This is a genomic window from Thalassolituus sp. (assembly GCF_034111725.1).
GTDB lineage: Bacteria > Pseudomonadota > Gammaproteobacteria > Pseudomonadales > Oceanobacteraceae > Thalassolituus.
Window position 1 is genome coordinate 1 of the sequence record NZ_JAWUWR010000001.1, and the last position, 24,817, is coordinate 24,817.

At 45.3% G+C, this 24,817-nt stretch carries 28 protein-coding genes; 19 read left to right on the top strand and 9 right to left on the bottom strand.

Annotated elements, in window-relative coordinates; all coding sequences use genetic code 11:
* A partial coding sequence (locus UXZ23_RS00005) for a trypsin-like peptidase domain-containing protein (protein ID WP_320818614.1) occupies nucleotides 1-601 on the bottom strand: 601 nt, incomplete at its 3' end.
* Between the two features lie 67 nt (nucleotides 602-668).
* Here UXZ23_RS00005 and UXZ23_RS00010 point away from each other — a divergent pair.
* Nucleotides 669-1,430 carry a Nif3-like dinuclear metal center hexameric protein gene (locus UXZ23_RS00010; protein ID WP_320818615.1) on the top strand — a complete coding sequence of 254 codons (762 nt, stop codon included), beginning with the start codon at nucleotides 669-671 and terminating at the stop codon, nucleotides 1,428-1,430.
* Between the two features lie 28 nt (nucleotides 1,431-1,458).
* Here UXZ23_RS00010 and UXZ23_RS00015 read toward each other — a convergent pair whose 3' ends face one another.
* From UXZ23_RS00015 to rsxA, 7 genes are read right to left on the bottom strand one after another with little or no spacing between them, the layout of a single operon-like run.
* Entirely contained in the window at nucleotides 1,459-1,719 is a 261-nt protein-coding gene (locus tag UXZ23_RS00015; protein ID WP_320818616.1) for an RnfH family protein, read from the bottom strand.
* Nucleotides 1,720-1,730: 11 nt separating this feature from the next.
* Complete coding sequence (locus UXZ23_RS00020; RefSeq protein WP_320818617.1) at nucleotides 1,731-2,402, bottom strand: electron transport complex subunit E; 672 nt, start codon at nucleotides 2,400-2,402, stop codon at nucleotides 1,731-1,733.
* A complete protein-coding gene (rsxG, locus tag UXZ23_RS00025) occupies nucleotides 2,399-3,067 on the bottom strand; it encodes an electron transport complex subunit RsxG (RefSeq protein WP_320818618.1) in 669 nt (222 codons plus the stop codon). The genes UXZ23_RS00020 and rsxG overlap by 4 nt, the downstream gene beginning before the upstream one ends.
* 1 nt (nucleotide 3,068) lies before the next feature.
* Nucleotides 3,069-4,160 (bottom strand): RnfABCDGE type electron transport complex subunit D, encoded by a 1,092-nt coding sequence (locus UXZ23_RS00030; protein ID WP_320818619.1) that lies wholly within the window; start codon nucleotides 4,158-4,160, stop codon nucleotides 3,069-3,071.
* A gap of 37 nt (nucleotides 4,161-4,197) precedes the next feature.
* A complete protein-coding gene (gene rsxC, locus UXZ23_RS00035; protein WP_320818620.1) occupies nucleotides 4,198-5,664 on the bottom strand; it encodes an electron transport complex subunit RsxC in 1,467 nt (488 codons plus the stop codon).
* A 1-nt stretch (nucleotide 5,665) separates the two neighbouring features.
* On the bottom strand, nucleotides 5,666-6,193 hold the full coding sequence (locus tag UXZ23_RS00040; RefSeq protein WP_320818621.1) for an RnfABCDGE type electron transport complex subunit B: 528 nt from the start codon (nucleotides 6,191-6,193) through the stop codon (nucleotides 5,666-5,668).
* A gap of 31 nt (nucleotides 6,194-6,224) precedes the next feature.
* Complete coding sequence (gene rsxA / locus UXZ23_RS00045; RefSeq protein WP_320818622.1) at nucleotides 6,225-6,797, bottom strand: electron transport complex subunit RsxA; 573 nt, start codon at nucleotides 6,795-6,797, stop codon at nucleotides 6,225-6,227.
* A gap of 372 nt (nucleotides 6,798-7,169) precedes the next feature.
* Between rsxA and nifL the strand changes: the two genes are divergently transcribed.
* From nifL to UXZ23_RS00100, 11 genes are all read left to right on the top strand, one after another.
* Nucleotides 7,170-8,756 (top strand): nitrogen fixation negative regulator NifL, encoded by a 1,587-nt coding sequence (nifL, locus tag UXZ23_RS00050; protein ID WP_320818623.1) that lies wholly within the window; start codon nucleotides 7,170-7,172, stop codon nucleotides 8,754-8,756.
* 13 nt (nucleotides 8,757-8,769) lie between these two features.
* Entirely contained in the window at nucleotides 8,770-10,374 is a 1,605-nt protein-coding gene (gene nifA / locus UXZ23_RS00055) for a nif-specific transcriptional activator NifA (protein WP_320818624.1), read from the top strand.
* 334 nt (nucleotides 10,375-10,708) lie between these two features.
* Nucleotides 10,709-12,226 carry a nitrogenase cofactor biosynthesis protein NifB gene (nifB, locus tag UXZ23_RS00060; RefSeq protein WP_320818625.1) on the top strand — a complete coding sequence of 506 codons (1,518 nt, stop codon included), beginning with the start codon at nucleotides 10,709-10,711 and terminating at the stop codon, nucleotides 12,224-12,226.
* A 73-nt stretch (nucleotides 12,227-12,299) separates the two neighbouring features.
* Complete coding sequence (locus tag UXZ23_RS00065; RefSeq protein ID WP_320818626.1) at nucleotides 12,300-12,578, top strand: 4Fe-4S dicluster domain-containing protein; 279 nt, start codon at nucleotides 12,300-12,302, stop codon at nucleotides 12,576-12,578.
* Between the two features lie 12 nt (nucleotides 12,579-12,590).
* On the top strand, nucleotides 12,591-13,043 hold the full coding sequence (locus UXZ23_RS00070; RefSeq protein ID WP_320818627.1) for an ArsC/Spx/MgsR family protein: 453 nt from the start codon (nucleotides 12,591-12,593) through the stop codon (nucleotides 13,041-13,043).
* An 11-nt stretch (nucleotides 13,044-13,054) separates the two neighbouring features.
* The gene (locus tag UXZ23_RS00075; RefSeq protein ID WP_320818628.1) at nucleotides 13,055-13,699 is read left to right on the top strand and encodes a nitrogen fixation protein NifQ; all 645 of its coding nucleotides are present in this window, start codon (nucleotides 13,055-13,057) and stop codon (nucleotides 13,697-13,699) included.
* A gap of 22 nt (nucleotides 13,700-13,721) precedes the next feature.
* Nucleotides 13,722-14,504 (top strand): ankyrin repeat domain-containing protein, encoded by a 783-nt coding sequence (locus UXZ23_RS00080; protein WP_320818629.1) that lies wholly within the window; start codon nucleotides 13,722-13,724, stop codon nucleotides 14,502-14,504.
* 10 nt (nucleotides 14,505-14,514) lie between these two features.
* Nucleotides 14,515-14,853 (top strand): Grx4 family monothiol glutaredoxin, encoded by a 339-nt coding sequence (grxD, locus tag UXZ23_RS00085; RefSeq protein WP_320818630.1) that lies wholly within the window; start codon nucleotides 14,515-14,517, stop codon nucleotides 14,851-14,853.
* Between the two features lie 9 nt (nucleotides 14,854-14,862).
* The gene (locus UXZ23_RS00090) at nucleotides 14,863-15,129 is read left to right on the top strand and encodes a BolA family protein (protein ID WP_320818631.1); all 267 of its coding nucleotides are present in this window, start codon (nucleotides 14,863-14,865) and stop codon (nucleotides 15,127-15,129) included.
* 19 nt (nucleotides 15,130-15,148) lie between these two features.
* On the top strand, nucleotides 15,149-15,865 hold the full coding sequence (locus tag UXZ23_RS00095) for a dinitrogenase iron-molybdenum cofactor biosynthesis protein (protein WP_320818632.1): 717 nt from the start codon (nucleotides 15,149-15,151) through the stop codon (nucleotides 15,863-15,865).
* Nucleotides 15,866-16,154: 289 nt separating this feature from the next.
* On the top strand, nucleotides 16,155-16,715 hold the full coding sequence (locus UXZ23_RS00100) for a hypothetical protein (RefSeq protein WP_320818633.1): 561 nt from the start codon (nucleotides 16,155-16,157) through the stop codon (nucleotides 16,713-16,715).
* A gap of 68 nt (nucleotides 16,716-16,783) precedes the next feature.
* Here UXZ23_RS00100 and UXZ23_RS00105 read toward each other — a convergent pair whose 3' ends face one another.
* Entirely contained in the window at nucleotides 16,784-17,644 is an 861-nt protein-coding gene (locus UXZ23_RS00105) for an SIR2 family protein (RefSeq protein ID WP_320818634.1), read from the bottom strand.
* 724 nt (nucleotides 17,645-18,368) lie between these two features.
* Between UXZ23_RS00105 and nifH the strand changes: the two genes are divergently transcribed.
* The 7 genes from nifH to UXZ23_RS00140 all read left to right on the top strand — a co-directional run bounded on the left by nifH (nucleotide 18,369) and on the right by UXZ23_RS00140 (nucleotide 24,706).
* Nucleotides 18,369-19,241 (top strand): nitrogenase iron protein, encoded by an 873-nt coding sequence (gene nifH / locus UXZ23_RS00110; RefSeq protein ID WP_320818635.1) that lies wholly within the window; start codon nucleotides 18,369-18,371, stop codon nucleotides 19,239-19,241.
* A gap of 154 nt (nucleotides 19,242-19,395) precedes the next feature.
* Entirely contained in the window at nucleotides 19,396-20,874 is a 1,479-nt protein-coding gene (nifD, locus tag UXZ23_RS00115; RefSeq protein ID WP_320818636.1) for a nitrogenase molybdenum-iron protein alpha chain, read from the top strand.
* Nucleotides 20,875-20,993: 119 nt separating this feature from the next.
* On the top strand, nucleotides 20,994-22,565 hold the full coding sequence (nifK, locus tag UXZ23_RS00120) for a nitrogenase molybdenum-iron protein subunit beta (RefSeq protein WP_320818637.1): 1,572 nt from the start codon (nucleotides 20,994-20,996) through the stop codon (nucleotides 22,563-22,565).
* 152 nt (nucleotides 22,566-22,717) lie between these two features.
* Nucleotides 22,718-22,945 (top strand): putative nitrogen fixation protein NifT, encoded by a 228-nt coding sequence (nifT, locus tag UXZ23_RS00125; RefSeq protein WP_320818638.1) that lies wholly within the window; start codon nucleotides 22,718-22,720, stop codon nucleotides 22,943-22,945.
* A 4-nt stretch (nucleotides 22,946-22,949) separates the two neighbouring features.
* Nucleotides 22,950-23,654 (top strand): NifB/NifX family molybdenum-iron cluster-binding protein, encoded by a 705-nt coding sequence (locus UXZ23_RS00130; RefSeq protein WP_320818639.1) that lies wholly within the window; start codon nucleotides 22,950-22,952, stop codon nucleotides 23,652-23,654.
* Nucleotides 23,651-23,917, top strand: a complete 267-nt coding sequence (locus UXZ23_RS00135; protein ID WP_320818640.1) for a hypothetical protein — start codon at nucleotides 23,651-23,653, stop codon at nucleotides 23,915-23,917. Before UXZ23_RS00130 ends, UXZ23_RS00135 begins: the two co-directional genes overlap by 4 nt.
* Nucleotides 23,918-23,965: 48 nt before the next feature.
* Complete coding sequence (locus tag UXZ23_RS00140) at nucleotides 23,966-24,706, top strand: 4Fe4S-binding leucine-rich repeat protein (RefSeq protein ID WP_320818641.1); 741 nt, start codon at nucleotides 23,966-23,968, stop codon at nucleotides 24,704-24,706.
* Nucleotides 24,707-24,817: the final 111 nt, after the last annotated feature.

Below are 24,817 nucleotides of genomic sequence, written 5' to 3' on the forward strand. Positions count from 1 at the left end.
CAACGCCGAATGGATTTCCAATAGCGAGCACAACATCACCAACGGCGAGACTGCGTTCTGATGCCACGCGAATGTGCGGAATATTGTCGAGTTCGATTCTTAGTACGGCAAGATCTGCTTCAGGGTCTGTACCGACAACCGTCGCTGAGGCATCACGGCCGTCACGTAAAGAAACAACGATTTCATCGGCACCATCAATCACATGGTTATTGGTTAAGATGTAGCCGTTGCCCGCCATGATGACGCCAGAACCAAGACTCGATTGCATACGCTCACTCGACTCTGGGCTGTTGCGAAAAAAACGCTTAAAGTAAGGATCGTTGAGCATTGGGTGGGTTTTACGCTGCACTATCTTACGCGTATAAATATTCACTACGGCGGGTGCGGCAATATCAACCGCATCGGCATAGCTTACCGGACCTTGTGCGCGCATGGTGTCTGCTTGCGGTTCGGCATTGATGACGGTTGGAGCGTCGAAAATGGGTTGCGGTGTTTGTGGCATCACCCACTCAGGTGCCCAAAGCAGAATACTGAGCGCAGCGATAATCCCAATCGCCGATGGCAAAAGAATACGATGAACAATTGTATTGGATGTCGACATTTGCTGAGGTTCCCTAAAAACCCATAAACTGGGTGTGTACTGTAACAAACTTAACTACGAGCGGCCTATGATCACTGATCGCCAAGAAATATTGAAGCATCTAGATGCACTCTTACAGAGTGCCAAAATTCGTGATTACTGCCCCAATGGTTTGCAGGTTGCCGGTCGAGAGCATGTGCAGCATATCATTACGGGTGTTACCGCGAGCCAAGCGTTGATCGATGTAGCGATAGAACGCGGCGCCGATACCATCTTGGTGCATCACGGTTACTTTTGGAAGGGCGAGGATGAGCGCATCGTTGGGATTAAGAAAGAGCGCTTAAAAGCCTTGCTAACTCACGATATCAATTTAATTGCGTACCACCTGCCATTAGATATGCATCCAATATATGGCAATAACGCGCAGTTAGCCGATGTGCTGGGATTACAGGTCGATGGTTTACTGGATGAATCCGATCCATCCGTACCGGGAAATATTGGCCGCTTGCCGCGCGCTATGAGTGGCAAAGAGTTTCGCGCTTGGTTAGGTGAGTGTTTAAAGCGTGAGCCTCTGCATATTGGCGAAGATAACGATACTATCGAAACCATCGCTTGGTGTACCGGTGGCGCTCAGGGGTATTTGCAACGCGCAATTGATGCCGGTGTTGATGCCTATTTAACGGGCGAAATTAATGAGCCTGCGGTGCATCTGGCGCGTGAAACCGGCACCCATTTCTTTAGTGCGGGTCATCATGCGACCGAACGTTATGGCGTAAAAGCTTTGGGTGAGTATTTGGCGGATGAATTCGGGCTTAATGTTGAATTTGTGGATATCGATAATCCGGTATAGCAGGTTTTAGTGTGACGATGACCGCGACTTAATCGTCATCATCGTCGTCTTCATCCAAATTGCGAATAATTGGATTATAAATTTCGACCCGATCGCCAGGTTTTAATGGGCTATCTGTTTTGGCTAATTTGCCGAAAATTCCCACTCGCATTTTTTGTAAGTCGATCTCGGGATACTTGGTTAGTAATCCAGATTGCGCTACGGCATCCGCTAATAGGCAATCATCCGCAACCTCTAAATCGATCCAAGGCTGCGCCGTATGTTTGGCATAGATCACACTGATTTGCATGGTTTGCTCCATTAGTGCTGCAATACTACTAAGCCGCTATTAGTAGAAACACCTTTGCGGCGATCTATGAGGCGTTTAATCACGATTAAGAAGCCTAGCGCCATAAATGCACCTGGCGGTAATATCGCCAATAAAATTCCCGAGTAGTTTGGAATAATCACGGTTTCTAACCAAGCAAAATGACTGCCTAATAGCAGTGATGCATTCGCAAAGAGAGTACCGCTGCCAAATATTTCGCGCATACCGCCAACGGCGACCAGTACCCAAGTAAAACCAAAGCCCATTGCCAGAGCATCTGCGGCAGCCGGAATCACAGGTTGTTTACTGGCAAAACTTTCAGCACGGCCAAAAATAGCGCAATTGGTAACGATTAACGCGATAAACAGGCCGAGTACTTTATATAGGTCATGCATAAATGCGTTGATGGTCATATCGACGATAGTGACAACCGTTGCAATTAAAACGATCAATACCGGAATACGTACCTGCGGGCTAATCACCCCACGTACCGAAGAAATAATAATATTGGTGAGCAATAATACGGCAAGCGAAGCGATGCCCATTCCTAGGCCATTTGTTGCACTGGTAGTAACGGCTAGTAATGGGCATAACGCTAACATCTGCCCCATGGCAACGTTATTATCCCATAGACCATCCCGAAAAATTTGACGATATTGACTCATGAGTGAACCTCCACAGCCTGTTCGTTGTGAGTTGTATGAGTGGTCGCTGAAGGCTGATTTTTCAGCCATTGCTGAAATAACAGTAAGCCTTGATGGATGCCGCGTACCACAGATCTTGGCGTAATCGTTGCGCCGGTAAACTGATCGAATTCGCCACCGTCTTTTTTCACTGCCCAGCCTTTTTCACTGACATTGGTTAGTGATTTGCCGTCGAAACTGGTAATCCAGTCGCTTTTTTCGCGTTCAATTTTATCGGCTAATCCAGGTGTTTCTTTGTGGCTAATAATACGCACACCTAGTAATTCACCATTAGGCTTTATCGCCATAATGATTTGCATCACGCCACCCCAGCCAGCGGTACTTAATTGCAAAGCACAGGCGCTTAATTCGCCATTTTTTCGTGCTAGCATTAATGTTGCTGGGCCAATCAGTGCATCGCTATGCAACTCGATAGTTTCTGCTAACGGATCGTTATCGTAATAGCTTTGCGGTAATACTTGCGCCAGCATGGCTAATTTATCAGCGGTTAAATGATCTTGGATAGGTTGGCTTGTCATGGCATTACCACCGACGAGCAGCAAACTGACCACGGCGCACGCGCCGCCAAGAAGCAGTGCTTGGTACCAAGGATGTTCGCGGTAAGGGGCGATATCAAAAGAAATCATGTCATACCACCTTACGCGCAGGTGTGTGTTTAACCGCTTTGCCATTGCGGTTACGACCGTATATCCGCGGCTTAAATGTACGGTCAATTAACGGAGTTAATGCGTTCATAAATAAAATAGCAAAGGCCGCCGCTTCAGGGAAACCACCCCAGCTACGTATGGTAAATAATAAGGCGCCGCAGCCGAATCCGAAGATGAGTTTACCGGTAGGGGATGTCGGTGAAGTCACATAGTCGGTGGCAAAAAAGAAAGCGCCAAGCATAACGCCGCCGGAGGTTAGGTGGAACAAAGCACCGGCATATTGGTCGGGGTTAAAATAATTGGTTGCAGTCGTCAATAGCGCCAAAGTACCTAATAGGCTCAGAGGAATATGCCAAGTAATCAGACGCATTGCGATTAAGGCTAAGCCTCCACAAAGTGCGAGCAGTGCTGAGGTTTCTCCCATACTGCCACGACTGATACCAAAGAAAGCGTCATGCAGAGAAAATTCATTACTTAATAATTCACTGACATGAGTTCCGGCACTTGCCGCTACCTTGCTAGCCCCTAACCATGTTGCACCCGTCATGCCGTCAACTAACGGTTGGCCGGCAAAAATAATCGCCAAGGATTCGCTAATTCCTGGCGCTTCTGGGCTATTAATTGGTAGAACATTGACCCAAGTAGTGAGCTGCACCGGAAATGAAATTAGCAAAGCAATGCGAGCCAGTAATGCAGGATTAAATACATTTTGACCGATACCACCGTAAATCTGTTTCCCAATGGCAATCGCAAATAAAGCGCCACCTGCAGCAATCCACCATGGTGCCCACGGTGGAAGGGTTAGGGCGAGTAACCAGCCTGTTAATAAAGCCGAACCATCATTTAAGCGGCTCATCGGTTGTTGTTGCAGATACAGGCATGCGGCTTCAGTAATAACGGCGCTTACGCAAGTCACTGCCCATAGAATAATGGCGGGCCAACCAAAACAATAAAACCCCCAAGCAGTGACTGGAAGCAAGGCGAAACACACACGCAACATAATCCGATCAACGCTGGAGCGATCATGGGCGTGAGGTGAAGCACCGACTTGAGTGACTGTTTGTGCTGTCATAATACTGACCTTTTAAATAACCTAATAATTGTTACAACTAGTCTGAAGTTTCTGTTCTGGCTGATGGCGTAGTTTTTTGCTTTTTAGCTTTCTTCGCCGCCTTTTTCGCTTCGGCTTCGGCTTCAACGCGAGCTGCGCGTGAGGCCATTAACTCTTGGGTGTAGGTCATTTTTTGCTGGCTATTTCGGCGCTCGGCGAGTTCACCTTTGGCGTATTCAAAATATTGCACTAAGGGAATGTGAGACGGGCAAACATAGGCGCAAGAGCCACATAAAATACAATCACGTAGACCGTATTCTTGGGCATGATCAAAGTCGTCGACTTTAGCACTACGTGCCATTTCTAACGGTAATAAGCCCATTGGGCAGGCGCTGACGCAACGACTACAGCGAATACAAGGAGCCGGAACATGGTTGTTAACTTCTGCTTTGGTTAGCGCCAAAACTCCCGAACTGCCTTTAATAAGGGGGACATCGAGAGACGGTAGTACTTGACCCATCATAGGGCCGCCCATTAATAATCGCGCGGGCTGTTGAACGAGTCCGCCGCATACTTCCATTAAATGGCTAATTGGCGTACCGAGTAAGGCTTCCACGTTTTGTGGCTTTTGCACGCAATTACCAGAAATTGTTGTTACGCGGGAAATTAACGGGCGACCATGCATCAACATCTGTTGGATGGCATACACCGTTGCGACGTTATGCACTAAAACACCGACATCGTTGCTTCTGGCTCCGGCTGGAACTTCTAATCCGGTCACTGCCTGAATAAGTTGTTTCGCAGAGCCCATAGGGTAGCGTGCAGGTACGGTAACGACTTCAATAGAACCAATACCTTCAGCCGCTTTTTTAAGCGCAGCGATGGCTTTGGGTTTGTTGTCTTCGACGGCGATAACTGCGCGGTAAGCGTCGATGATATAGCGAACTAATTTTGTACCTTCGACAATTTCTTCCGCTCGTTCTTGCATTAAGCGATCATCGGTCGTGAGATAGGGTTCGCACTCACTGCCATTAATAATGAGTGTTTTAATTTCAAAACGACGACCTTGACGCAGTTTGATGGCGGCCGGAAAAATCGCTCCGCCCATACCCACAATACCGGCTTGCTCAACTAAGCTAGCCAGCTCTTCTTGCGGCATGGCGTAAGGATCTGCGGGCGCACTCAGCTCAGTCCAAGTTTCTAAACCGTCGGGTGCAAGAATAATGGCATTGGCAGGCAAGCCTGACGGGTGCGGCATGGTAATGGTGTCGATCGCCACAATTTCGCCAGACGTCGGCGCATGTACGTTGGCGGATTGGCGTCCAGAGGATAGCGCAATCAGTTGCCCTTTTAAGACTTGATCGCCGATCTTAATTATGGGGACAGCATCGTCACCAGAATGTTGGCATAGTGGCAGATATAGGCGCTCAGGTAATGGCACCTTGGTCATTATCGCTAAACGGCCGCTGTTTTCTTTACGGCCATCTGGATGAACACCACCACGAATTGTTTTTAGCCCGAACATTTTATGCCGCCTCTGGCTTAGACCAGTGCCAGCGATCCAAGGTCATTGGTGCTGGGGTCAAACTAATGCAGTCTTCAGGACAAGCTTCAACGCACTTACTGCAGCCTATGCAAGCACCCCCTACAACAACGTGTAATTGTTTGCTCGCACCGACAATGGCATCGGTGGGGCAGGCTTTATAGCAACGTGTGCAGCCTGTACATAATTCAGCATTAATGCTTGCTAATTGGGGCTCAGGTAATTCGCCAAACTCGGAAAGATCAATATCCAATTTTTGGGCAAGAGATTCCGCCAACATTTTACCGCCTGGGGGGCAACAGGTAACGCTGGCTGTGCCTTCAACCATAGCCTCAGCAGCAGGCCCACACCCTGGGAAACCGCACTGTCCGCATTGGCTTCCTGGCAGCATAGCTTCAATTTCTTTGACCAGTGGGTTGCCATCTTCCACAGCAAAATATTTTGCCGCCAAACCAAGTAAACCGCCTAAGGTTAATCCCATCAGAGTTAAAACTAGGGTTGCGATCAACATACAGTTCTCCTTTTTTATACTGATAAGCAGCTTAAATCATGCCGCTGAAGCCCATAAATACGAGAGATAATGACCCTGCAGTTATTAAACTAACGGGGGTTCCTGCAAATAAACTTGGCACATTGGCGAGCGCTAGACGTTCGCGTAGACCGGCGAACATCACCATCACAATGACAAATCCCAAGGCCGAACCCAGACCAAACATCAGGCTTTCAAGCAAATTGTGATTTTCATTGATGTTTAATAGAGCCACTCCTAGTACCGCGCAGTTGGTGGTAATCAGTGGCAAATAGATACCTAAGGCTTTATGCAGCGACGGGCTAGCACGACGCACCATCACTTCAGTGAATTGCACGACGGCGGCGATAATTAAAATAAACGAGAGAATGCGTAAGAATTCAATACCTAAAGGTTGTAGCAACAAGTGTTCGATTAACCAGCTGCATAGGGCCGACAGTGTTAGTACAAACGTTGTTGCCAAACTCATTCCCCAAGCGGCAGAAACATTGCTAGAAACCCCCATTAGCGGACACAAGCCTAGAAATTTAACTAAAACGATATTGTTAACGAGAGAAGTGCTGACCAAAATCAATAAATAATCCATGCCCAACCTCGTTAGTTTTTACTGTTTATGTACGTGTTTTGTTAGCTAGTCGTGCCGTATCGACTACCGTATCGAGTCAATTTGCATTTCCTATGCCATTGAGTTTTTTACGACATGACAGCCAAGGAAGATGGTCATGAATCGCCTGCAAGGCTTTAAAATCGAATGGTTGTGGCAAATCACACAGTTTTAATGATTGTTGTATTTTCTACAAAGCGTGAAACGCGTTGAATCTTGTTTGTAGTAATAGCGACAAATGTAGTCGATGTTGTCGGGCTAACGACACGCAGTTGCTGACACTAAGGTCGATCTGCTTTGCGGCATGTATATTGCTGATGCTACTACAGTATGCCAACGACGAGAGACGAGACTATGAGCAAAGTAAAGCTCACGCCAGATCAGGCTGAAGTTAGCACTCTATTAGATAAGGGAATCAGCGAGATACACCCAGCAGGTATTCTATTGTCGGAAGAGGTCTTCTTTCAGGCGGTTGAACATTCGCCAGTCGCGATTTCTATTACGGATTTAAAGGCTAATATTCTTTACGTTAACCGGGCGTTCACACAAGTGACGGGCTATAGCGAAGATGAGGTGTTAGGCCATAATGAATCCTTGTTATCTAATCACACAACTCCACGCATTGTTTATCAAGCGCTATGGGGACGTTTAGCTCAGCAAAAATCTTGGTCTGGCATGTTGCTAAATCGTCGCAAAAACGGGGCTTTGTATTTAGCTGAATTAACCGTTGCGCCTGTAATTAACGAGCATAACGACACAACTTACTATCTCGGTATGCATCGTGATGGTTCAGAAATGCACGAGTTAGAACAGCGTGTGATGAATCAAAAACTCATGATGGAATCGGTGCTCAATGCGGTGCCGGCTGCGGTGGTCGTGCTGGATGAGCAAGGACGGATCGTATCGACCAATCCTAGCTTCCGTAAGATGGCTACCGACGTAGCACCAAACGAACCGTTAGAAGCGTCCATTGAAGTATTAAGCAAAGCGTTAGACAGCTCCTATCAACAGTTAATTTCAGACCGCCGAAGTTTTGAAGGTAAAGAATTTTCACTTGATTTTGGCTCTAGTAGCAATCCATCTTGGTTCTCGTGTTTTGGCAGTACCATTGAGGTCAATTGCGAGGAGGCTGACGGCTTCTTTGAGCAAAGTGTGCGTCATTACGTGATGCTCATGATTAACGATATTACTGATATTCGTCGTCGCCAAGAAGAAGTACATCTTAATGCGCTTAAAGCACTCATGGCAGAAGAAGACTTAGTTCAGGGTATGCGAGAAACCGTTAATGGCGCTATTCACCAGATGCAAGGGCCAGTAAATGTAATGGCCACCGCGGTTAGCATGCTGCAACGACGCTCAGCAGATACCAGAGACGATGCCTTGCTTACGGCTTTAGAGGAGGCCTTGCAGTCTGGGCGTGATGCCTTAGATAGTTTAAGTGACTCCATGCCGCCACCACTCGAAGAAAATAAAAAGCTAGTGAATATTAATGAGCTAATGCGTGAAGCCTTGGCTCTCAGTACTAATAACTTACTAAAACAGGGCATTACGGTTGTGTGGAAACCTTCATTGCATTTACCAGCCGTTTTAGGACGTGAGAGACGTTTACGCAGTATGTTGAAGCAGTTATTAGATAACGCAATTGAAGCAATGACCGATCGTAAGATAAAACAACGAGATTTAACAATTGTCACCAGTGTTGATAAGGACACGATTACTTGCGAAATAGTTGATTCAGGTTCAGGTATTCCACAAAATTTGTTGGTAAAAGTTTTTGAACCTTTCTTTAGTACTAAGGCGACCAGCAACGGATGTCGAGGTATGGGACTACCTATGGTGCACGACGTAGTGAGCGATCATTCTGGTACGGTACATATTGACTCTCAGTATCAATCCGGCTGTCGAATGATTGTGCAATTGCCAGTTTCATCGGTACGGTAGCGGATTACTAATTATGAGTAACTCAAAGTTTGCGTCAGTTGGAATGCGCGTAAATAGTCGCTCCGAACTTATGGAGCGACAGTTTCGTTGCCTGAGCGAAGTCGCAGGCATCATCTCCAAAGCGCGTAACATTGAAGAGACCTTAAGCGGTATTCTGGGGGTTTTGCACAATCAAGCCGGATTACGCTATGGCATCGTGACTTTATTCGACCCAGAGCACAGCATTCTGCAAGTGGGCGCTGTTTATTGTGATTCCGAAGCGGTGACTAAAACCTCATCGTCTGTTCGCTATCAGCGCGGAGAAGGCATACTCGGCCGTATTCTTGAGCTTAATCAAGCCATCGTATTGGGTCGCATTTCGGTCGAGCCGCGTTTCTTGGACCGATTAGAACTCTACGATTTAGAACTTCCTTTTATTGGCGTACCTATTCGCGATGGCAATGGTAATGCCATTGGTGTTCTTGCGGCGCAGCCCGATGTCCCGGCCGACGACTACCTGCCCGACCGTACCGACTTAATGAAAGCGATTTCCGACTTGTTGTCGCAGACCGCTCGCATGTTGGTCAACGTAGAAGAAGGGCAAACCATTGCCCGTGAGCGTGACGAGTTACGGCGTGAAGTGCGGGTGAAATATGGCTTTGACAATATGGTGGTGGGCCACTCCGATGGTATGCGTCAAGTCTTCGATCAAGTTCGACGCGTTGCTAAATGGGATAGTACGGTATTAATTTTGGGCGAGTCCGGTACCGGTAAAGAATTAATTGCCAATGCCATTCATTACAACTCGCCACGTGCTCACAATCAGTTCGTTTGCTTAAACTGTGCGTCGTTGCCTGAGAACTTGCTGGAATCAGAATTATTTGGCCATGAAAAGGGCGCATTTACCAACGCTGTAAAACAACGTAAAGGCCGCTTTGAACAAGCAGACGGAGGCACGTTATTTCTCGATGAAATTGGTGAAATTTCTGCTCTTTTTCAAGCGAAGTTATTACGTGTGCTGCAAGAAGGTGAATTTGAACGTGTCGGTGGTAGCCAGACCATCAAAGTCAATGTTCGTATTGTTGCTGCAACCAATCGCAATCTGGAAATAGAAGTAGAAAAAGGGCGTTTCCGCGAAGATTTATATTATCGTCTTAACGTGATGGCGATACAGTTACCACCGTTACGTGATCGTTTAGTGGATGTACCTGATTTGGCCAAATTTCTATTAGAGAAATTATCGCGCCAGCAAGGTCGCCCACTACGTTTGACAGATAGTGCGATACGTTTACTCATGAGTCATGATTGGCCTGGTAATGTGCGCCAGCTAGAAAACTGTCTAGAGCGGGCGGCGGTTATGAGTGAAGAAGGTACAATTGATTGTGACGTTATTAATATACCCAATAATCAACGCACCAATTTAAGTAGTACCAGCCAGCATCAACATTCTAGCTCATCTATGGCACCGGTATCGGACATTGATTTAAATGATCCCGATGTGGATGAACGCGAACGCTTAATCGCCGCATTAGAGCAAGCGGGTTGGGTGCAAGCTAAGGCCGCACGATTATTGGGAATGACCCCTCGCCAGATCGCATATCGAATTCAAATTATGCGTATCAACGTTAGAAAGCTGTAGACAATAACAATAAAAAAACAGCTTAATTTCGCTCGTCTAAATCAACCTTTTAACTGATTTCTAACGGAGTGCATTTGCCGTTGCCTGTGTGGTAATGGATAGTTTGCATTTATCCGTTGGTGGGCTGAATTGAATTGGTGTTTGTATTATTTACAACAATTAATTCACTGAAAAGCTTGTGTTAAACCTCACAAAAACAGTACATGAAAAAATAAAAACCATAAAAAACAATGGGTTGTATTTAGGCATCCGCATTGCAAAAGATACTTAGCAACCGCCCATTAGGGCTATTTTAAATTAGACCTGGAAAGGTAATTATTGAGGAGCTGAGATTATGCAACTGACGGTTCTTGATCAAGAAACAGCCCATTCTGAAGAGGCCGCTAGCAGTTGTGCTTCCGGTTCATGTGGTAGCGATAACGAACAAATGGCTCATCTGTCTGATGAGATTCGTGACAAGGTAAAAAATCACCCATGTTACTCCGAAGAAGCACACCACTACTTTGCTCGTATGCACGTGGCTGTTGCTCCTGCTTGTAATATCCAATGTCATTACTGTAACCGTAAATACGATTGTTCGAATGAATCACGCCCAGGTGTTGTATCTGAAGTACTAACACCCGATGAAGCAGTCATGAAGACCAAGGCCGTCGCGGCTAATATTCCACAAATGACAGTGCTTGGTATTGCTGGCCCTGGTGATCCATTAGCGAATCCAGAACGTACATTTGATACCTTCCGCCGCTTAAGTGAAGAAGCACCTGATATTAAATTGTGCGTGTCCACCAATGGTTTGGCTTTGCCCGATGTTGTTGATGAATTGGCAAAACACAATATCGACCACGTTACCATCACGATTAACTGCGTAGATCCAAAAGTGGGTGCCAAAATTTACCCATGGATTTATTGGAATAACAAGCGCATTTATGGTGAAAAAGCAGCAAAAATCCTGATTGCTCAACAGCAGAAGGGCTTAGAAATGTTGGTTGCACGCGGAATTTTAGTGAAAGTTAATTCCGTGATGATTCCAGGTGTTAATGACGAGCACTTGAAAGAAGTTAGCCGCATCGTAAAAGAAAAAGGCGCCTTCTTACATAACGTAATGCCATTAATTTCGGAACCAGAACACGGCACTTTCTACGGCATTATGGGTCAGCGTGGTCCAGAACCAGAAGAGCTACAAGATCTACAAGATTCTTGTTCTGGTGACATGAATATGATGCGCCACTGCCGTCAGTGTCGTGCGGATGCAGTGGGCTTGTTAGGTGAGGATCGTGGCGAAGAGTTTACCTTGGATAAAATCGCAGCCATGGATATTGACTATAACGAAGCCATGAAGAAACGCGCCGTTATTCATGCCGGAATTCTCGAAGAGCTGGATGAAAAAGATGCCAAACGCGCCCGTTTAGCCGCGATGAACTCTGGTGCTAAGCAGGACAAACCCGCACAGGTGTATCGCCCAGTATTAATGGCGGTCGCTACTAGTGGTGGTGGTTTAATTAACCAGCACTTTGGTCATGCTACTGAGTTCTTGATTTACGAAGTATCGGCCAATGGCGTGCGCTTTGTTAGCCACCGTAAGGTCGATCAATATTGCATTGGCAACGATACCTGTGGCGAAAAAGAAAGTGCATTAGCTGGGTCTATACGTTCGCTAAAAGGCTGCGAGGCTGTGCTTTGTTCCAAAATTGGTTTCGAACCTTGGTCGTTGTTAGAGGAAGCGGGTGTAATTCCTAACGGCGAACACGCGATGGAGCCGATTGAAGAAGCAGTACAAGCGGTATATCAAGAAATGATCGCAGCTGGGAAACTTGATGAAGTAACTGCAAAACTTGAAGTTGCAGCTAACTAAATCCTGCCTTTTAGGTTGAGTTCGGCGGGGCTATTAATAGTCCCGCATTAAATTGAAAAATCGGGAGATCATTATGGCTCTATCTATCGGCGATTCATGCGTGAACTGTTGGGCTTGCTATGACGTATGTCCAAGTAATGCAATTTCTCAAAGCAGCACTCATTTTAAAATCAGTGCACGTAAGTGTACTGAGTGTGAAGACGATTATGCACAACCACAGTGCGCCAGTATTTGCCCGATTGAAGATACCATTTTCGATGCGCAAGGAATTTCAATTAATCCTCCGGGAACATTAACAGGAATTCCACCTGAAAAAATGGCAGAAGCGATGCGCGAGATTCAATCAAGGTAAATGGGAGTGAAGATGAGCAATGTCACGCTGCATTTCTATGAAAAACCAGGTTGTATTAATAATACTCGGCAGAAGCAAATGCTACGGAAAACGGGTATAGAGTTAGTAGAACATAACCTACTAACGACACCTTGGCAGCGCGAAGAGTTGCGACGTTTTTTCGGTAAACGGCCAGTTGCTGAATGGTTTAATCCGTCGGCTCCGGCAGTAAAAAATCGACGTATTAGACCCAACGAGATGACTTCAGCCGATGCGCTAGACGTTATGCTAGCGGACCCGATACTGATACGTCGTCCATTGTTACAGTCTGGCGATTGGTATGAGTCCGGGTTCGATTGGCCGCAGTTAGTCGAGTGTTTGAATCTTACCGAGAAAGAGATAGTAGCAATAGAAATTTCTGAAGGGATTGATGGTTGCGCTCACGAAAACTCAACAATGACCGGTCTAATTGATCGTCGTAAATAAGGGGAGTCATTATGAATATTGCTGTCACATTGCGCCAATCTCGTTGGAATTACAATATTCTTCAATGGCTGACTCCAATGATGAATTTATCAAGCACGACTGAAAGCCATGAAAGAAATAACGACTGGTTTGCGCAAATATTACGCAGTCAGCGTAGTGGCCACACCTGCTTACCGTATTTTCTAGGACTCAATCCCGCCGATTTTAATTGGTTGTTGCATAAGCACTTGTGTCCTCAACGTCGCAGTCGCCTTCTTAATCCTTGGCAGCAAGAGAAAGACAATGCCATACATCAAGAAGACCTACGTCAACAACTGTTAGAAATGCGTGATGACGAGTGGCAAGAGATTCGCCAATTGCTACGTCAGTATCGCGCTGGCATCGCTGATAGCGAATTACTGATTGCTGATATCGTTGCTGCAGCTTGCTTAGGCGGAGAACACCTATGGCGTGATCTTGGCTTGAGCTCGCGCAATGAATTGAGCGCCCTCATGAATGTCAATTTCCCTCGACTTGCAGGAACGAATACAGGCGACATGAAATGGAAGAAGTTCTTCTATAAACAGCTTTGTGAAGCCGGTGGTGGTTATGTTTGTCGCGCTCCAAGTTGCGATCAATGCACGGCTTACGATGATTGTTTTGGTAGCGAAGACTAATTTTTCAATAGAGGGTACTAACATGATGAAGTGGCAAAATGTCAGCATCGCGGAAGCGGAGCAAATGTTAACCAATCGTGAAATTCTTCTGCTCGATATGCGAGATTTCCGTTCATATTTATCCGGCCATCATCCTCGTGCTATCCATTTAGATGAACAAAGTTTACGTGCAATTTTGAAACATACGGATCGCGCCGTACCTATTTTAATTTATTGCTACCACGGCCATAAAAGTCAGGAAATGTCGCAGCTATTCAGCGACTTTGGCTTTACCAGTTGTTACAGCTTAGACGGTGGCTACGAAGCTTGGTTTCCTCAAGTTCGTCTTCCTATGTTGGATCTGAGTAATACGTTAAAGCGCTGGATGCTTGCTCATGGATTTAATCCGCGAAATATGGATGAGCGCAGTATTAATAATGAAACGGCACTGATGCAAGCAGCCCGAGAGGGTAACGAGTTTTTGTCACGTGAATTAGTCATGGCAGGCTGTACCTTAAATCTAATTAACCAGGATGGGAATAATGCCCTCTGGATGGCGAGCCAAAGTGGATCTTTAGCCGTCGTTAAATTGTTGCTAGATAACGACATTGATATGGACCAGCAGAACGATCACGGTGCGACCGCACTTATGTATGCCGCATCAATGGCTAATATCGGCTTGGTCGAAATGTTGCTGAAAGCGGGTGCCAATTCGGTATTGATGACAAGAGATGATATATCCGCATTGGACGCCGCTTCAAATAGCAAAGTACTAAGATTGATCCAACAATATTCGAATTCACCAATTAATCGCTATGTCGCTTAAGGAATTACCTATGAGTACTACATCTGTCGTTGAAATTATCAATCAGCAAATAGCTACAAATCCTGTGCTTATCTATATGAAAGGCACGCCGTCTGCGCCTGAATGCGGATTTTCGGCTGCGGCCATTAAAGCATTGCAGTCGGTCAATGCAGATCTGGCCTACGTAAATATTTTACAAGCGCCATCTATTCGCGAGCGTCTACCATCTATTTCTAATTGGCCAACCTTTCCACAGCTATTTGTTGGTGGTGAACTGATTGGTGGTAGCGATATTGTTTGTGCCATGGCCGCAGATGGATCACTGCAAGCCTTGTTAGCATCACTAAATACTGCTACGCCTGTAGAATAGGACATCGTTGTGGAAATAAGCGAAATAGTGACACTGATAGAGCAAAAGATAACCCCAGTAAGTGTGGCTGTCGACGGCGCTGATTGTAGCTTTAAAGTACGGGTCATTAGTGCAGAGTTTGCGCAGATGAGACCAGTACAACGCCAACAAAAAGTACTGGGTTGTTTTAGCGAGTTTCTAGCGGACGGGCGTTTACACGCTCTAACCGTCGAGGCTTTTACGCCAGAAGAATGGGCTGCTCATACAGAAGCGACTCTGACCCAATTGACGATCTAATAGATCTGGAGAAATAGCGATGACTAGTATGCCTACCATAAGTCGTGAAGCTGCATTGCGTATCGCCATGGCAGCAAGAGCATTGCCAGAAACAAGTGTGGCGCAATTGTTAGAAATATTGGCACGTCGAATAGACGGCAATATTAATGAAGAAAGCCTGACCAAAATTACCGTCACCGACTTGAAAACGGGTTTCGGTAGCGCCGATGGTGAAGAAGACGGTGAAGATATAAGTCTAGGTTTGCCAGAAATCAAAGAAGCCGTGCGAATTCTTTGGGGTGATGTTGATAATGAAGAGCTGCCTACTCCGGTAGCCATTAAAAAAATGCCAAATGCAATACTCGTAGCGGTGGCATCGAATAATGGTGAACAGCTTAACGGTCACTTTGGTTCGTGTATTCGTTTCTTAATTTATCAAATAACTGGCAATTCTTGCGAGTTAGTTGCTATTCGCTCTGCGCTAGAAGCCGATCTTTCTGAAGATCGTAATGCATTTCGCACTCAACTGATTAATGACTGCCAAGTGCTTTACGTTCAATCGATCGGTGGTCCTGCTGCAGCTAAAGTTGTTCGTGCCGGTATTTATCCGATTAAAAATATTGAAGGTGGTGAAGCGCGCGAGGTGTTGGCGCGCTTACAGCAGGTTATGGAAAACTCACCACCACCTTGGTTATCTAAAATTCTAGGCGTTCGTGCTGAAGATCGTGTTCGATTTAATATCGAAGCTGAAGGCTAATTGGAATAGAAATTGTCCACTCTACTTGTGCTTATCCCCTTTATTGAGCAGCGACAGCCATCGGATTTTGATGGCTGTTTTTTTTGTAGCTTTGCGCACAAATATCTCACTTCCTATTACTTACCTTCTGCTGTTGCTCATTTTGTCGCAGTTCCAACAATTGCTCGGTTTGCATCAACAAAAATATTCTTAACGTATTGTTTTTATTAGACTTATTTTGCTTTTACTTGGGCAGGGATTTTGCCTTAGATTAATTTCAAATACTTTGAACTCAGTAAAGGAACTAACTATGTTACTCAACCAATATAATCAATCTGGACTGCTTTTTTACTCTAACTTCTTAGATGAAACCTCGACTTCAGGCCTATTTTCATATCGCGGTGAGCTAGTGCTAATCGAGGGCGAAGTGGGGGATGACAAAGGCCATACAAAGCCACCAAAAGAAGTCTTGCGCGAATGCCTACTCGTGGCTGATGACAAACTGAAATTGGTAGTCGGTGCATTGGATAAAGTTAGCTCTATCAACTTATTGGTAGAAAAATACAAAGATGACTTTGCTCCTGATATGAAAGCGATTCTCTATATCGTTAACCTGAAGAAGGCATTTCAAGTTGAAATTGAAGGCATTAACTTTGTCTTAATCCCTATGATCCAGGGTGTACCTTGGAACGAAACACTGGAAGAGTTAGCTTTGGAAAAGAGTCACTTTAAAGGCCAATCTCCAGCAGACAAGCTGCTGATATTACTGAGCGAGCTGAATGACTATAAGCCTAAGTATCTGGCTGCAACCTTAGATGATTTACAAGATTACCTGACGTCTGCGGTGCGTGAAACGCACGGTGCCATATAACTAAGATATTGATACTGCAAGGCAATAAGTCCGGCTCTTAGCGTTAAGAACCGGACTTATTAATAAAACTAGCCTACCGCTTCTAATTCAGAACCAGCACAAGCCATCAAATCCGACCAGCTCGCTTGAATAATCGTCAGATTCATTTTTTTGCAAAATCGACGTTCTTTATCGTTTGGTTCTGGCAATAACACCCAGCCTGCAGGTTGGTCTGCGCTATAGATAATATCGCTCAATACCATACGTTCGGTATCACGTTGCATCGGCAGACCTAAAAATAGGTATTGTTTACCTTGACGATATTCCTTTAAGAATGCTGGAATTGCGAATCCGCCCATTAGCTCTGTTATATAGTCGACATAATCAGCGTCTGAAGCAATATAGCTAGCTTCCGGTTTCGGTGTGCCCATTGGCTTAAACAAGATAGGCAGAGTTAGATCGATCTGATCCTGATCAATCGCACGATATTCACCGCTGTAGTACTGGAATATATTAAAGCGATAGCTGGTTCCGGCAATACGAGAAATACCCACGATTAAGGTATGAGGACGATCGCTGTAAAAATTCTGTAATTGAGTGTCGCGGTTAATATCTACCACATAAGGCAGATCGAGTGCAGCTAACCATTGATGGAAAGGTGATGCATTCCATTGGCGCTCACCATAGGTCTTTGTAAGAAAGCGCTCAATAAACTTACGTCCCTTTTTGTTTTCTAAATTCATCGCTGCACGCGGAAATTCGAACATTAGACGAGGCGCCATTGGCTTGCCATCGTTCATAGCAAATATGAGGCTATCGCTATCGGCTGGAATTTGCACACCTGTTTTTTTTTCCGTTACCCCTCGCAGGGTTTCTGGCCCAATATAAGGAATAATTTTTCCTTCATTCATACCTTTTACTAGTGCTTGGAGTTGCGGTGTATAGGTCATTGAGATTCTCCTGGGTGTATTAGTGCTTATTAGGAGATATTTCAAGAAACGAGCCAGTCTCGCAAAATGTTGAGTGGTTATTCGAATTTCATTCTCTTAGTTGTTATTTTCTTTTTCGTATTGTCATTTATCGTTATTAAACACCACGACAATTTTGTAAGACCATGTTTTATCGATGTTTTTAGAATTTATAATATTCAGTTCTATTATTCGAGTTTTTGCTTTCCGTTAAAACTTTGTCGAAAATTCAACCAAGTTTTCTAGAATCTCAATTTCTTCTATCTAACTAGGCTTAGTTAATGGTCGTGATTCAATCAATATGATGTCTTTACGACAAAGTCTATCCGGGCAGTCAGTCGTGCAAATGAGTGCTCTGACTTTACTAACGAGTTGAGTGGTAACTCGTAAAAAATTGGTCATTAAAGCACTACAAATAGACAATATTTTTTGTTGTATGTATGACACGACATTTATTTTGTCGCTTGAGTAACCATGCCAAAATTCTATTGGTTTTAAAAAATACCAATAAAAACAGTAGCTTATAATTTATCGAAAGGCTGGCACAGAGACTGCAATACCCTATATGTGATCAGGCAGCACAAACCTTCACGCTCTAATTGGTTTGTCTGAACTATTCAGTTGTGCCACTTAGCACGGTTGCCTGCGCCCTAAAACCCCGACGGGGTAATGGTAATCGGCTAGAAAATTATAGGAGATACAGACTATGGCTATGCGTCAATGTGCCATTTATGGTAAAGGCGGTATCGGTAAGTCAACGACTACTCAGAACCTAGTTGCTGCACTTGCAGAATCAGGTAAAAAAGTAATGATCGTGGGCTGCGATCCAAAAGCGGATTCTACTCGCTTAATTCTTCACTCAAAAGCTCAGAATACCATTATGGAAATGGCGGCTGAAGCTGGAACAGTGGAAGATCTAGAATTAGAAGACGTATTAAAATCAGGTTATGGCGACATTCGTTGCGTTGAGTCAGGCGGTCCAGAACCCGGTGTTGGTTGTGCTGGTCGTGGGGTTATTACAGCGATCAACTTCTTAGAAGAAGAAGGCGCGTACGAAGATGACCTCGACTTCGTATTCTACGACGTACTGGGTGACGTTGTGTGTGGTGGTTTCGCGATGCCAATTCGTGAAAACAAAGCACAAGAAATCTACATCGTATGCTCTGGCGAAATGATGGCAATGTATGCTGCCAACAACATCGCAAAAGGCATTGTGAAATATGCTAACTCAGGCAGCGTACGTCTTGCAGGTTTGATCTGTAACTCTCGCGAAACTGACCGTGAAGATGAATTGATCATTGCTCTTGCTGAAAAGCTTGGCACTCAAATGATTCACTTCGTTCCACGTGACAACGTTGTTCAGCGTGCAGAAATTCGTCGTATGACCGTTATTGAATACGATCCTTCTGCTAACCAAGCGGATGAATATCGTACTTTGGCTAACAAAATCGTTAATAACACTAAGTTCGTAATCCCTACGCCTATCACTATGGATGAGCTCGAAGAGCTACTCATGGAGTTCGGTATTTTGGATGAAGAAGATGTGAGTATTGTAGGTAAAACTGCAGCCGATGAGTAAGGTCAGCGCTTAATATTGTATTTTCTAACTTAGTTAGAAATGCCTTAAGTGGTGAAAATCGGGATAGAGCAGATTAGCCCTATCGGAACCCGAGCTGTGGCAATTTTGCTCAGCTCGGTCTGTTACCCGTTAAAACTATTGTAAGGAGGCTATCATGGCCATGTCACGCGATGAAGTTGAATCGTTGATTCAGGAAGTGCTGGAAATTTATCCAGAGAAAGCACAGCAAAACAGAGCTAAACACTTGGCTCCAAATGATCCTGAACTCGAACAATCTAAAAAATGTATCACTTCGAATAAAAAATCATTACCGGGTGTAATGACTATTCGTGGTTGCGCTTATGCTGGTTCAAAAGGTGTGGTTTGGGGTCCGATTAAGGACATGATCCATATTTCTCACGGCCCTGTGGGTTGTGGACAGTATTCACGCGCTGGTCGTCGTAACTATTATATCGGTACAACCGGTGTTAACACCTTCGTAACGATGAACTTTACTTCCGACTTTCAAGAAAAAGACATCGTTTTCGGTGGTGATAAAAAACTCGCTACTTTAATCGATGAAATTGAAGGTTTATTCCCGCTACATAAAGGGATTTCAATTCAATCAGAATGTCCAATCGGTTTGATCGGTGACGATATTGAAGCCGTAGCCAAGAAAAAGACAGCCGAAACCGGTAAAACAGTGGTACCAGTACGCTGTGAAGGTTTCCGTGGCGTGTCTCAGTCGTTAGGTCACCACATTGCTAACGATGCGGTTCGCGACTGGGTTCTAGGCGCTCGTGACGAAGACAACAGCTTCGCTACTACTCCTTATGACGTTGCTATTATTGGAGACTACAACATCGGTGGTGATGCTTGGTCTTCCCGTATCCTGTTGGAAGAAATGGGCTTGCGCGTTATTGCTCAGTGGTCTGGTGACGGCACCATCGCTGAAATGGAATTGACGCCAAAAGTTAAATTGAACCTGGTGCATTGCTACCGTTCAATGAACTACATTTCTCGTCATATGGAAGAGAAGTACAAAATTCCTTGGATGGAATACAACTTCTTTGGCCCTACTAAGACTATTGAATCACTTCGTAAAATTGCTGCGCAGTTTGACGAAACAATTCAACAGAAATGCGAAGAAGTGATCGCTAAGTACCAGCCAGAATGGGAAGCCGTTATTGCGAAATTCCGTCCTCGCTTGGAAGGCAAACGCGTCATGCTTTACATCGGTGGTTTGCGTCCACGTCACGTGATCGGCGCATACGAAGATTTGGGCATGGAAGTCGTAGGTACTGGTTATGAATTTGGTCACAACGATGACTACGACCGTACTCTGAAAGAAATGGGCGATGCCACATTGTTGTATGACGATGTGACGGGTTACGAATTTGAAGAATTCGTGAAGAAAGTTAAGCCTGATCTCATTGGTTCCGGCATTAAAGAAAAATATATATTCCAAAAAATGGGTGTGCCTTTCCGTCAGATGCACTCATGGGATTATTCAGGTCCTTATCACGGCTTCGATGGTTTCGCCATTTTCGCCCGCGATATGGATATGACTTTGAATAACCCTTGTTGGGCTAAATTGGCAGCACCGTGGAAGAAAACTGAAGCGGTAGATTCTGCTGTGGCTGCTTCGGCTTAATTGCCTGCGCCAATTTTTCGATTGTGTGTAAACGGGCGGGTGGAACAATTGCCACTCGTCTGAATAAAATTCCATTTACCCGCCGGACCACAGATTAGTGGCGCGGGAGGAGGACGACCATGAGTCAGCAAGTCGACAATATCAAACCTAGCTATCCGCTATTTCGTGACGACGATTACAAAGAATCCTTGCGAAATAAAAAGGCATCTTTCGAGGAAGCTCATTCGCAAGAATTGATTGATGAAACTTTTATGTGGACAACCACAGAAGAGTACAAAGAACTTAACTTCCAACGAGAAGCCTTAACGGTCAATCCTGCGAAAGCTTGCCAGCCGTTAGGTGCCGTTTTATGTGCACTAGGGTTTGAAAAAACCATGCCATACGTTCACGGATCGCAAGGTTGTGTTGCGTATTTTCGCACGTATTTTAACCGCCACTTTAAAGAGCCTATTGCTTGCGTTTCCGACTCGATGACGGAAGATGCAGCGGTATTTGGTGGTCAGCAAAACATGAAGGATGGTCTGGAAAACTGTAAAGCGATTTACAAGCCAGACGTTATTGCGGTTTCTACCACCTGTATGGCGGAAGTAATCGGCGATGACTTAAACGCCTTTATTAACAACTCAAAAAAGGCAGGGCATATTCCAGAAGATTACCCTGTGCCATACGCTCACACTCCAAGCTTTGTTGGTAGCCATGTTACTGGTTGGGACAACATGTTTGAAGGTATGGCGCGTTACTTCACCTTGAACCATATGGAAGGCAAGGTGGTTGGTAGCAATGGCAAAATCAACATTGTTCCTGGCTTCGAAACATACCTAGGTAACTTCCGTGTTATCAAGCGCATGTTGAAAGAAATGGATGTTGATTACACCATGCTTTCGGATCCAGAAGAAGTTCTTGATACGCCAGCAGATGGTCAATTCCGCATGTATTCAGGCGGCACGACTCAGGATGAAATCAAAGATGCGCCAAACGCTATTACTACTTTCATGCTGCAGCCTTGGCATTTAGTTAAATCGACTAAGTTCGCGGAAAATACTTGGAAGCAAGCAGTTCCTAAGTTGAACATTCCTATGGGTTTGGATTGGACTGATGAATTCTTGATGAAGGTTAGCGAAGTAACTGGTCAAGAAATTTCTGAAAGCTTAACTAAAGAACGTGGTCGTTTAGTCGACATGATGACTGACTCTCACACTTGGTTGCACGGTAAGAAGTTCGCCTTGTGGGGGGATCCAGACTACGTGATGGGTATGAGCAAGTTCTTGCTAGAATTGGGTGCTGAACCTACGCACATTTTGTGCAACAACGGTAACAAGCGCTGGAAGAAAGCAATGGAAGCTATCTTAGCGACGACCTCTTATGGTGCTAACTGTGAAGTTCATGTCGGCAAAGATTTATGGCACATGCGTTCTCTTGTGTTCACTAACAAGCCTGACTTCATGATTGGCAACTCATACGGCAAGTTTATCCAACGTGACACCCTGTACAAGGGTAAAGAATTCGAGGTGCCATTAATTCGTATTGGCTTCCCGATTTTCGACCGTCATCACCTACATCGTCAAACTACCTTAGGTTATGAGGGTGCTATGCAAATCCTTACAACTCTCGTTAATGCGGTGCTAGAGCGTTTGGATGAAGAAACTCGCGGCATGCAAACTACCGATTACAACTACGACTTGGTTCGTTAATTTCTGATTTGAAATTAACCCTTAATTACCGCTAGCGATCCTAGCAGCAATTAAGGAGCAGATAACCACGTAGTCTTGCCCCATGCGCTATTACTCTAGCAAATGGGGCTTCGGTACTTTTATTTTTACCTTATTGCTGTGGAGTCATCTTCATGCCTAATGTCATGATCAGACAGAATGAAAAAGGCGATTTAACCCTATACGTCGCTAAAAAAGACGAAGAAGATACCATCGTTTCAATTCAACATACGGCGCCTGATTGCTGGGGTGGTGAAATAACTCTCGCCAGCGGCACAAGCTATATCGTTGAGCCATTAAGTGCAATTCCTGATTTGCCGATTACCGTTCGCGCCAAACGCGGTGTTGGGGAAGAGGGCTGACGCAATGGCGACGCAGGATCTAACGGATCTTGTTGCTTTACGCATTGGTTTGGCAGCAAAGAATTTATCGGGAATTGAATTAGCCGATTGGTTGGCTATTTTAATTCGCGCTGTAGGCTTACCCCTGAGTAGTCACCGACTCGGGCGTTTGCGGTTAAATCGCTTACGTCAGGCCGGTAACGGCGCCTTAGACACTTTTTCAGATCAAGAATTACGCCACGCTATTTATCTATTACGTGGGCAAGGCTTCGATCTGAATAAATTATTACCGCAGCAACAAGCTTATGTTGATGGCGATATGCCCGGCTCAATTCGAGTCGCGTGTGCCTCTAATCGTAGTGATCGTATCGATAGCCCGTTCGGAACCTGCGACCGCTTTTTGGTCTATCAAGTATCTGCACAGGAATGTCGGCTAATTGCATTAAGAGAAGTGCCTGATCTCGCTCATGCTGATGATAAGCATCAAGCGCGAGTGAATTTAATCGAAGATTGTCATGTTATCTGTGCATTAACCATCGGTGGGCTTGCTGCCGCAAAGATAGTCAATGCCGGGCTACATCCTATTAAAGTTGGGGCACCCACAGCCGCAACTAATATGCTGAAAGATTTACAACAAGTCTTGGATACATCTCCTCCGCCGTGGTTATTGAAGATAATGGAAGCATCGGCACGGCAAACTTGGGCTCGTCAATCGGAGTATTTATCATGATTAATCGTCACAAATTACAACTGATGTTGGATGTCGTTGAACACAAAGGCTTGAGTGAACACACTTTGAGTAAATTGCGCTTACAGTTTCCGGGCGTACATCTGACTTACTGTTTGGAAGATGATATTAGCGCTGCAAAGCCCTACATAGAGCGACCAGACTTCAATGTGTATCTAGTTGACTCCCGCGATCATTGTTCAGTTTTATCGCTCGATCCGGAAAACGCCTCTGGTTTGGTGTTTGCAGAAGTCATCAGCGATTAGCTGAGTAAAGGCAGTAATCCCAATAGCTAAATGAAACGCGAGGGCCGCATGAGCGAAGAAAATGAAAATTACACCCCCGTTGGTGATTGTCGCCGTTGTCGCTACCGCGCAAATTTATTATTAAGTGGACGCTGCATTCCTGGCGATAGCTGTATTGCCGTTGATAGTGGTCGGCAAATGGATCGGTTTTTACGTCTCAATCCAGAGCTTGCGCGCCAATATTTAGCCGATGGTTTTTGGGAACGGCGTGCCGTCGCGGTACGGTATGCGCCTATTGAAGACTTATCTCCTCTGGTTAGCGATCAAGACGAAGCTGTGCGCCGTGCCGTGGCCTATCGCTTACCGCGAGAACAATTAGTGGCGTTAATTAAAGACGAAGATAGAGAGGTACGCATTACCGTTGCAGATCGCTTACCGACTGAACTGATCGAGCAAATGGCTAACGATGTGGACTATCTCGTGCGTGCTTACGTCGTGCAGCGCGTGTCTCCTGGGCGTCTATTTCGTTTTATTCGCGATGATGACCGCCAAGTTCGCAAGCTGGTTGCCGCACGCCTACCGCAAGAAAGTTTAGTGTTAATGGCACAAGACCATGAGCCGGAAATTCGTCGCATAGTCGCTTCCCGTCTACAAGGTGATGACGTCGTTGCCATGTTAGAAGATTCGGATTGGACAGTGCGGTTAGAAGCTGTTTTTAACGCACCTTTGAGTGCTTTGCCGATCATGCTTGAAGACGAAGACAGCGAAGTTCGTGATGCCGCAGCCGAGCGCTTAAGTCGTGAAAGCTAATATTGCACCAGAGGTATTGGTCATAGAGCATATAGAACAATGGTAGAAAGCACCATTTCTCGCCCAATAATGAAAGCTTTTAAAGCCAATATTAGACGCACAAGCCTGTTG

What these genes read in the sequence shown, in the direction of transcription:
- grxD (WP_320818630.1), top strand. Translation starts at nt 14,515, where the DNA reads ATGAGTACTACATCTGTCGTTGAAATTATCAATCAGCAAATAGCTACA.
- nifL (WP_320818623.1), top strand. Translation starts at nt 7,170, where the DNA reads ATGAGCAAAGTAAAGCTCACGCCAGATCAGGCTGAAGTTAGCACTCTA.
- UXZ23_RS00135 (WP_320818640.1), top strand. Translation starts at nt 23,651, where the DNA reads ATGATTAATCGTCACAAATTACAACTGATGTTGGATGTCGTTGAACAC.
- nifH (WP_320818635.1), top strand. Translation starts at nt 18,369, where the DNA reads ATGGCTATGCGTCAATGTGCCATTTATGGTAAAGGCGGTATCGGTAAG.
- UXZ23_RS00130 (WP_320818639.1), top strand. Translation starts at nt 22,950, where the DNA reads ATGGCGACGCAGGATCTAACGGATCTTGTTGCTTTACGCATTGGTTTG.
- nifK (WP_320818637.1), top strand. Translation starts at nt 20,994, where the DNA reads ATGAGTCAGCAAGTCGACAATATCAAACCTAGCTATCCGCTATTTCGT.
- UXZ23_RS00075 (WP_320818628.1), top strand. Translation starts at nt 13,055, where the DNA reads ATGAATATTGCTGTCACATTGCGCCAATCTCGTTGGAATTACAATATT.
- nifA (WP_320818624.1), top strand. Translation starts at nt 8,770, where the DNA reads ATGAGTAACTCAAAGTTTGCGTCAGTTGGAATGCGCGTAAATAGTCGC.
- nifT (WP_320818638.1), top strand. Translation starts at nt 22,718, where the DNA reads ATGCCTAATGTCATGATCAGACAGAATGAAAAAGGCGATTTAACCCTA.
- UXZ23_RS00140 (WP_320818641.1), top strand. Translation starts at nt 23,966, where the DNA reads ATGAGCGAAGAAAATGAAAATTACACCCCCGTTGGTGATTGTCGCCGT.
- UXZ23_RS00020 (WP_320818617.1), bottom strand. Translation starts at nt 2,402, where the DNA reads ATGAGTCAATATCGTCAAATTTTTCGGGATGGTCTATGGGATAATAAC.
- rsxG (WP_320818618.1), bottom strand. Translation starts at nt 3,067, where the DNA reads ATGATTTCTTTTGATATCGCCCCTTACCGCGAACATCCTTGGTACCAA.
- UXZ23_RS00105 (WP_320818634.1), bottom strand. Translation starts at nt 17,644, where the DNA reads ATGACCTATACACCGCAACTCCAAGCACTAGTAAAAGGTATGAATGAA.
- UXZ23_RS00070 (WP_320818627.1), top strand. Translation starts at nt 12,591, where the DNA reads ATGAGCAATGTCACGCTGCATTTCTATGAAAAACCAGGTTGTATTAAT.
- UXZ23_RS00040 (WP_320818621.1), bottom strand. Translation starts at nt 6,193, where the DNA reads ATGTTGATCGCAACCCTAGTTTTAACTCTGATGGGATTAACCTTAGGC.
- UXZ23_RS00080 (WP_320818629.1), top strand. Translation starts at nt 13,722, where the DNA reads ATGATGAAGTGGCAAAATGTCAGCATCGCGGAAGCGGAGCAAATGTTA.
- UXZ23_RS00030 (WP_320818619.1), bottom strand. Translation starts at nt 4,160, where the DNA reads ATGACAGCACAAACAGTCACTCAAGTCGGTGCTTCACCTCACGCCCAT.
- UXZ23_RS00015 (WP_320818616.1), bottom strand. Translation starts at nt 1,719, where the DNA reads ATGCAAATCAGTGTGATCTATGCCAAACATACGGCGCAGCCTTGGATC.
- UXZ23_RS00095 (WP_320818632.1), top strand. Translation starts at nt 15,149, where the DNA reads ATGACTAGTATGCCTACCATAAGTCGTGAAGCTGCATTGCGTATCGCC.
- UXZ23_RS00010 (WP_320818615.1), top strand. Translation starts at nt 669, where the DNA reads ATGATCACTGATCGCCAAGAAATATTGAAGCATCTAGATGCACTCTTA.
- nifD (WP_320818636.1), top strand. Translation starts at nt 19,396, where the DNA reads ATGGCCATGTCACGCGATGAAGTTGAATCGTTGATTCAGGAAGTGCTG.
- rsxC (WP_320818620.1), bottom strand. Translation starts at nt 5,664, where the DNA reads ATGTTCGGGCTAAAAACAATTCGTGGTGGTGTTCATCCAGATGGCCGT.
- nifB (WP_320818625.1), top strand. Translation starts at nt 10,709, where the DNA reads ATGCAACTGACGGTTCTTGATCAAGAAACAGCCCATTCTGAAGAGGCC.
- UXZ23_RS00100 (WP_320818633.1), top strand. Translation starts at nt 16,155, where the DNA reads ATGTTACTCAACCAATATAATCAATCTGGACTGCTTTTTTACTCTAAC.
- UXZ23_RS00065 (WP_320818626.1), top strand. Translation starts at nt 12,300, where the DNA reads ATGGCTCTATCTATCGGCGATTCATGCGTGAACTGTTGGGCTTGCTAT.
- rsxA (WP_320818622.1), bottom strand. Translation starts at nt 6,797, where the DNA reads ATGGATTATTTATTGATTTTGGTCAGCACTTCTCTCGTTAACAATATC.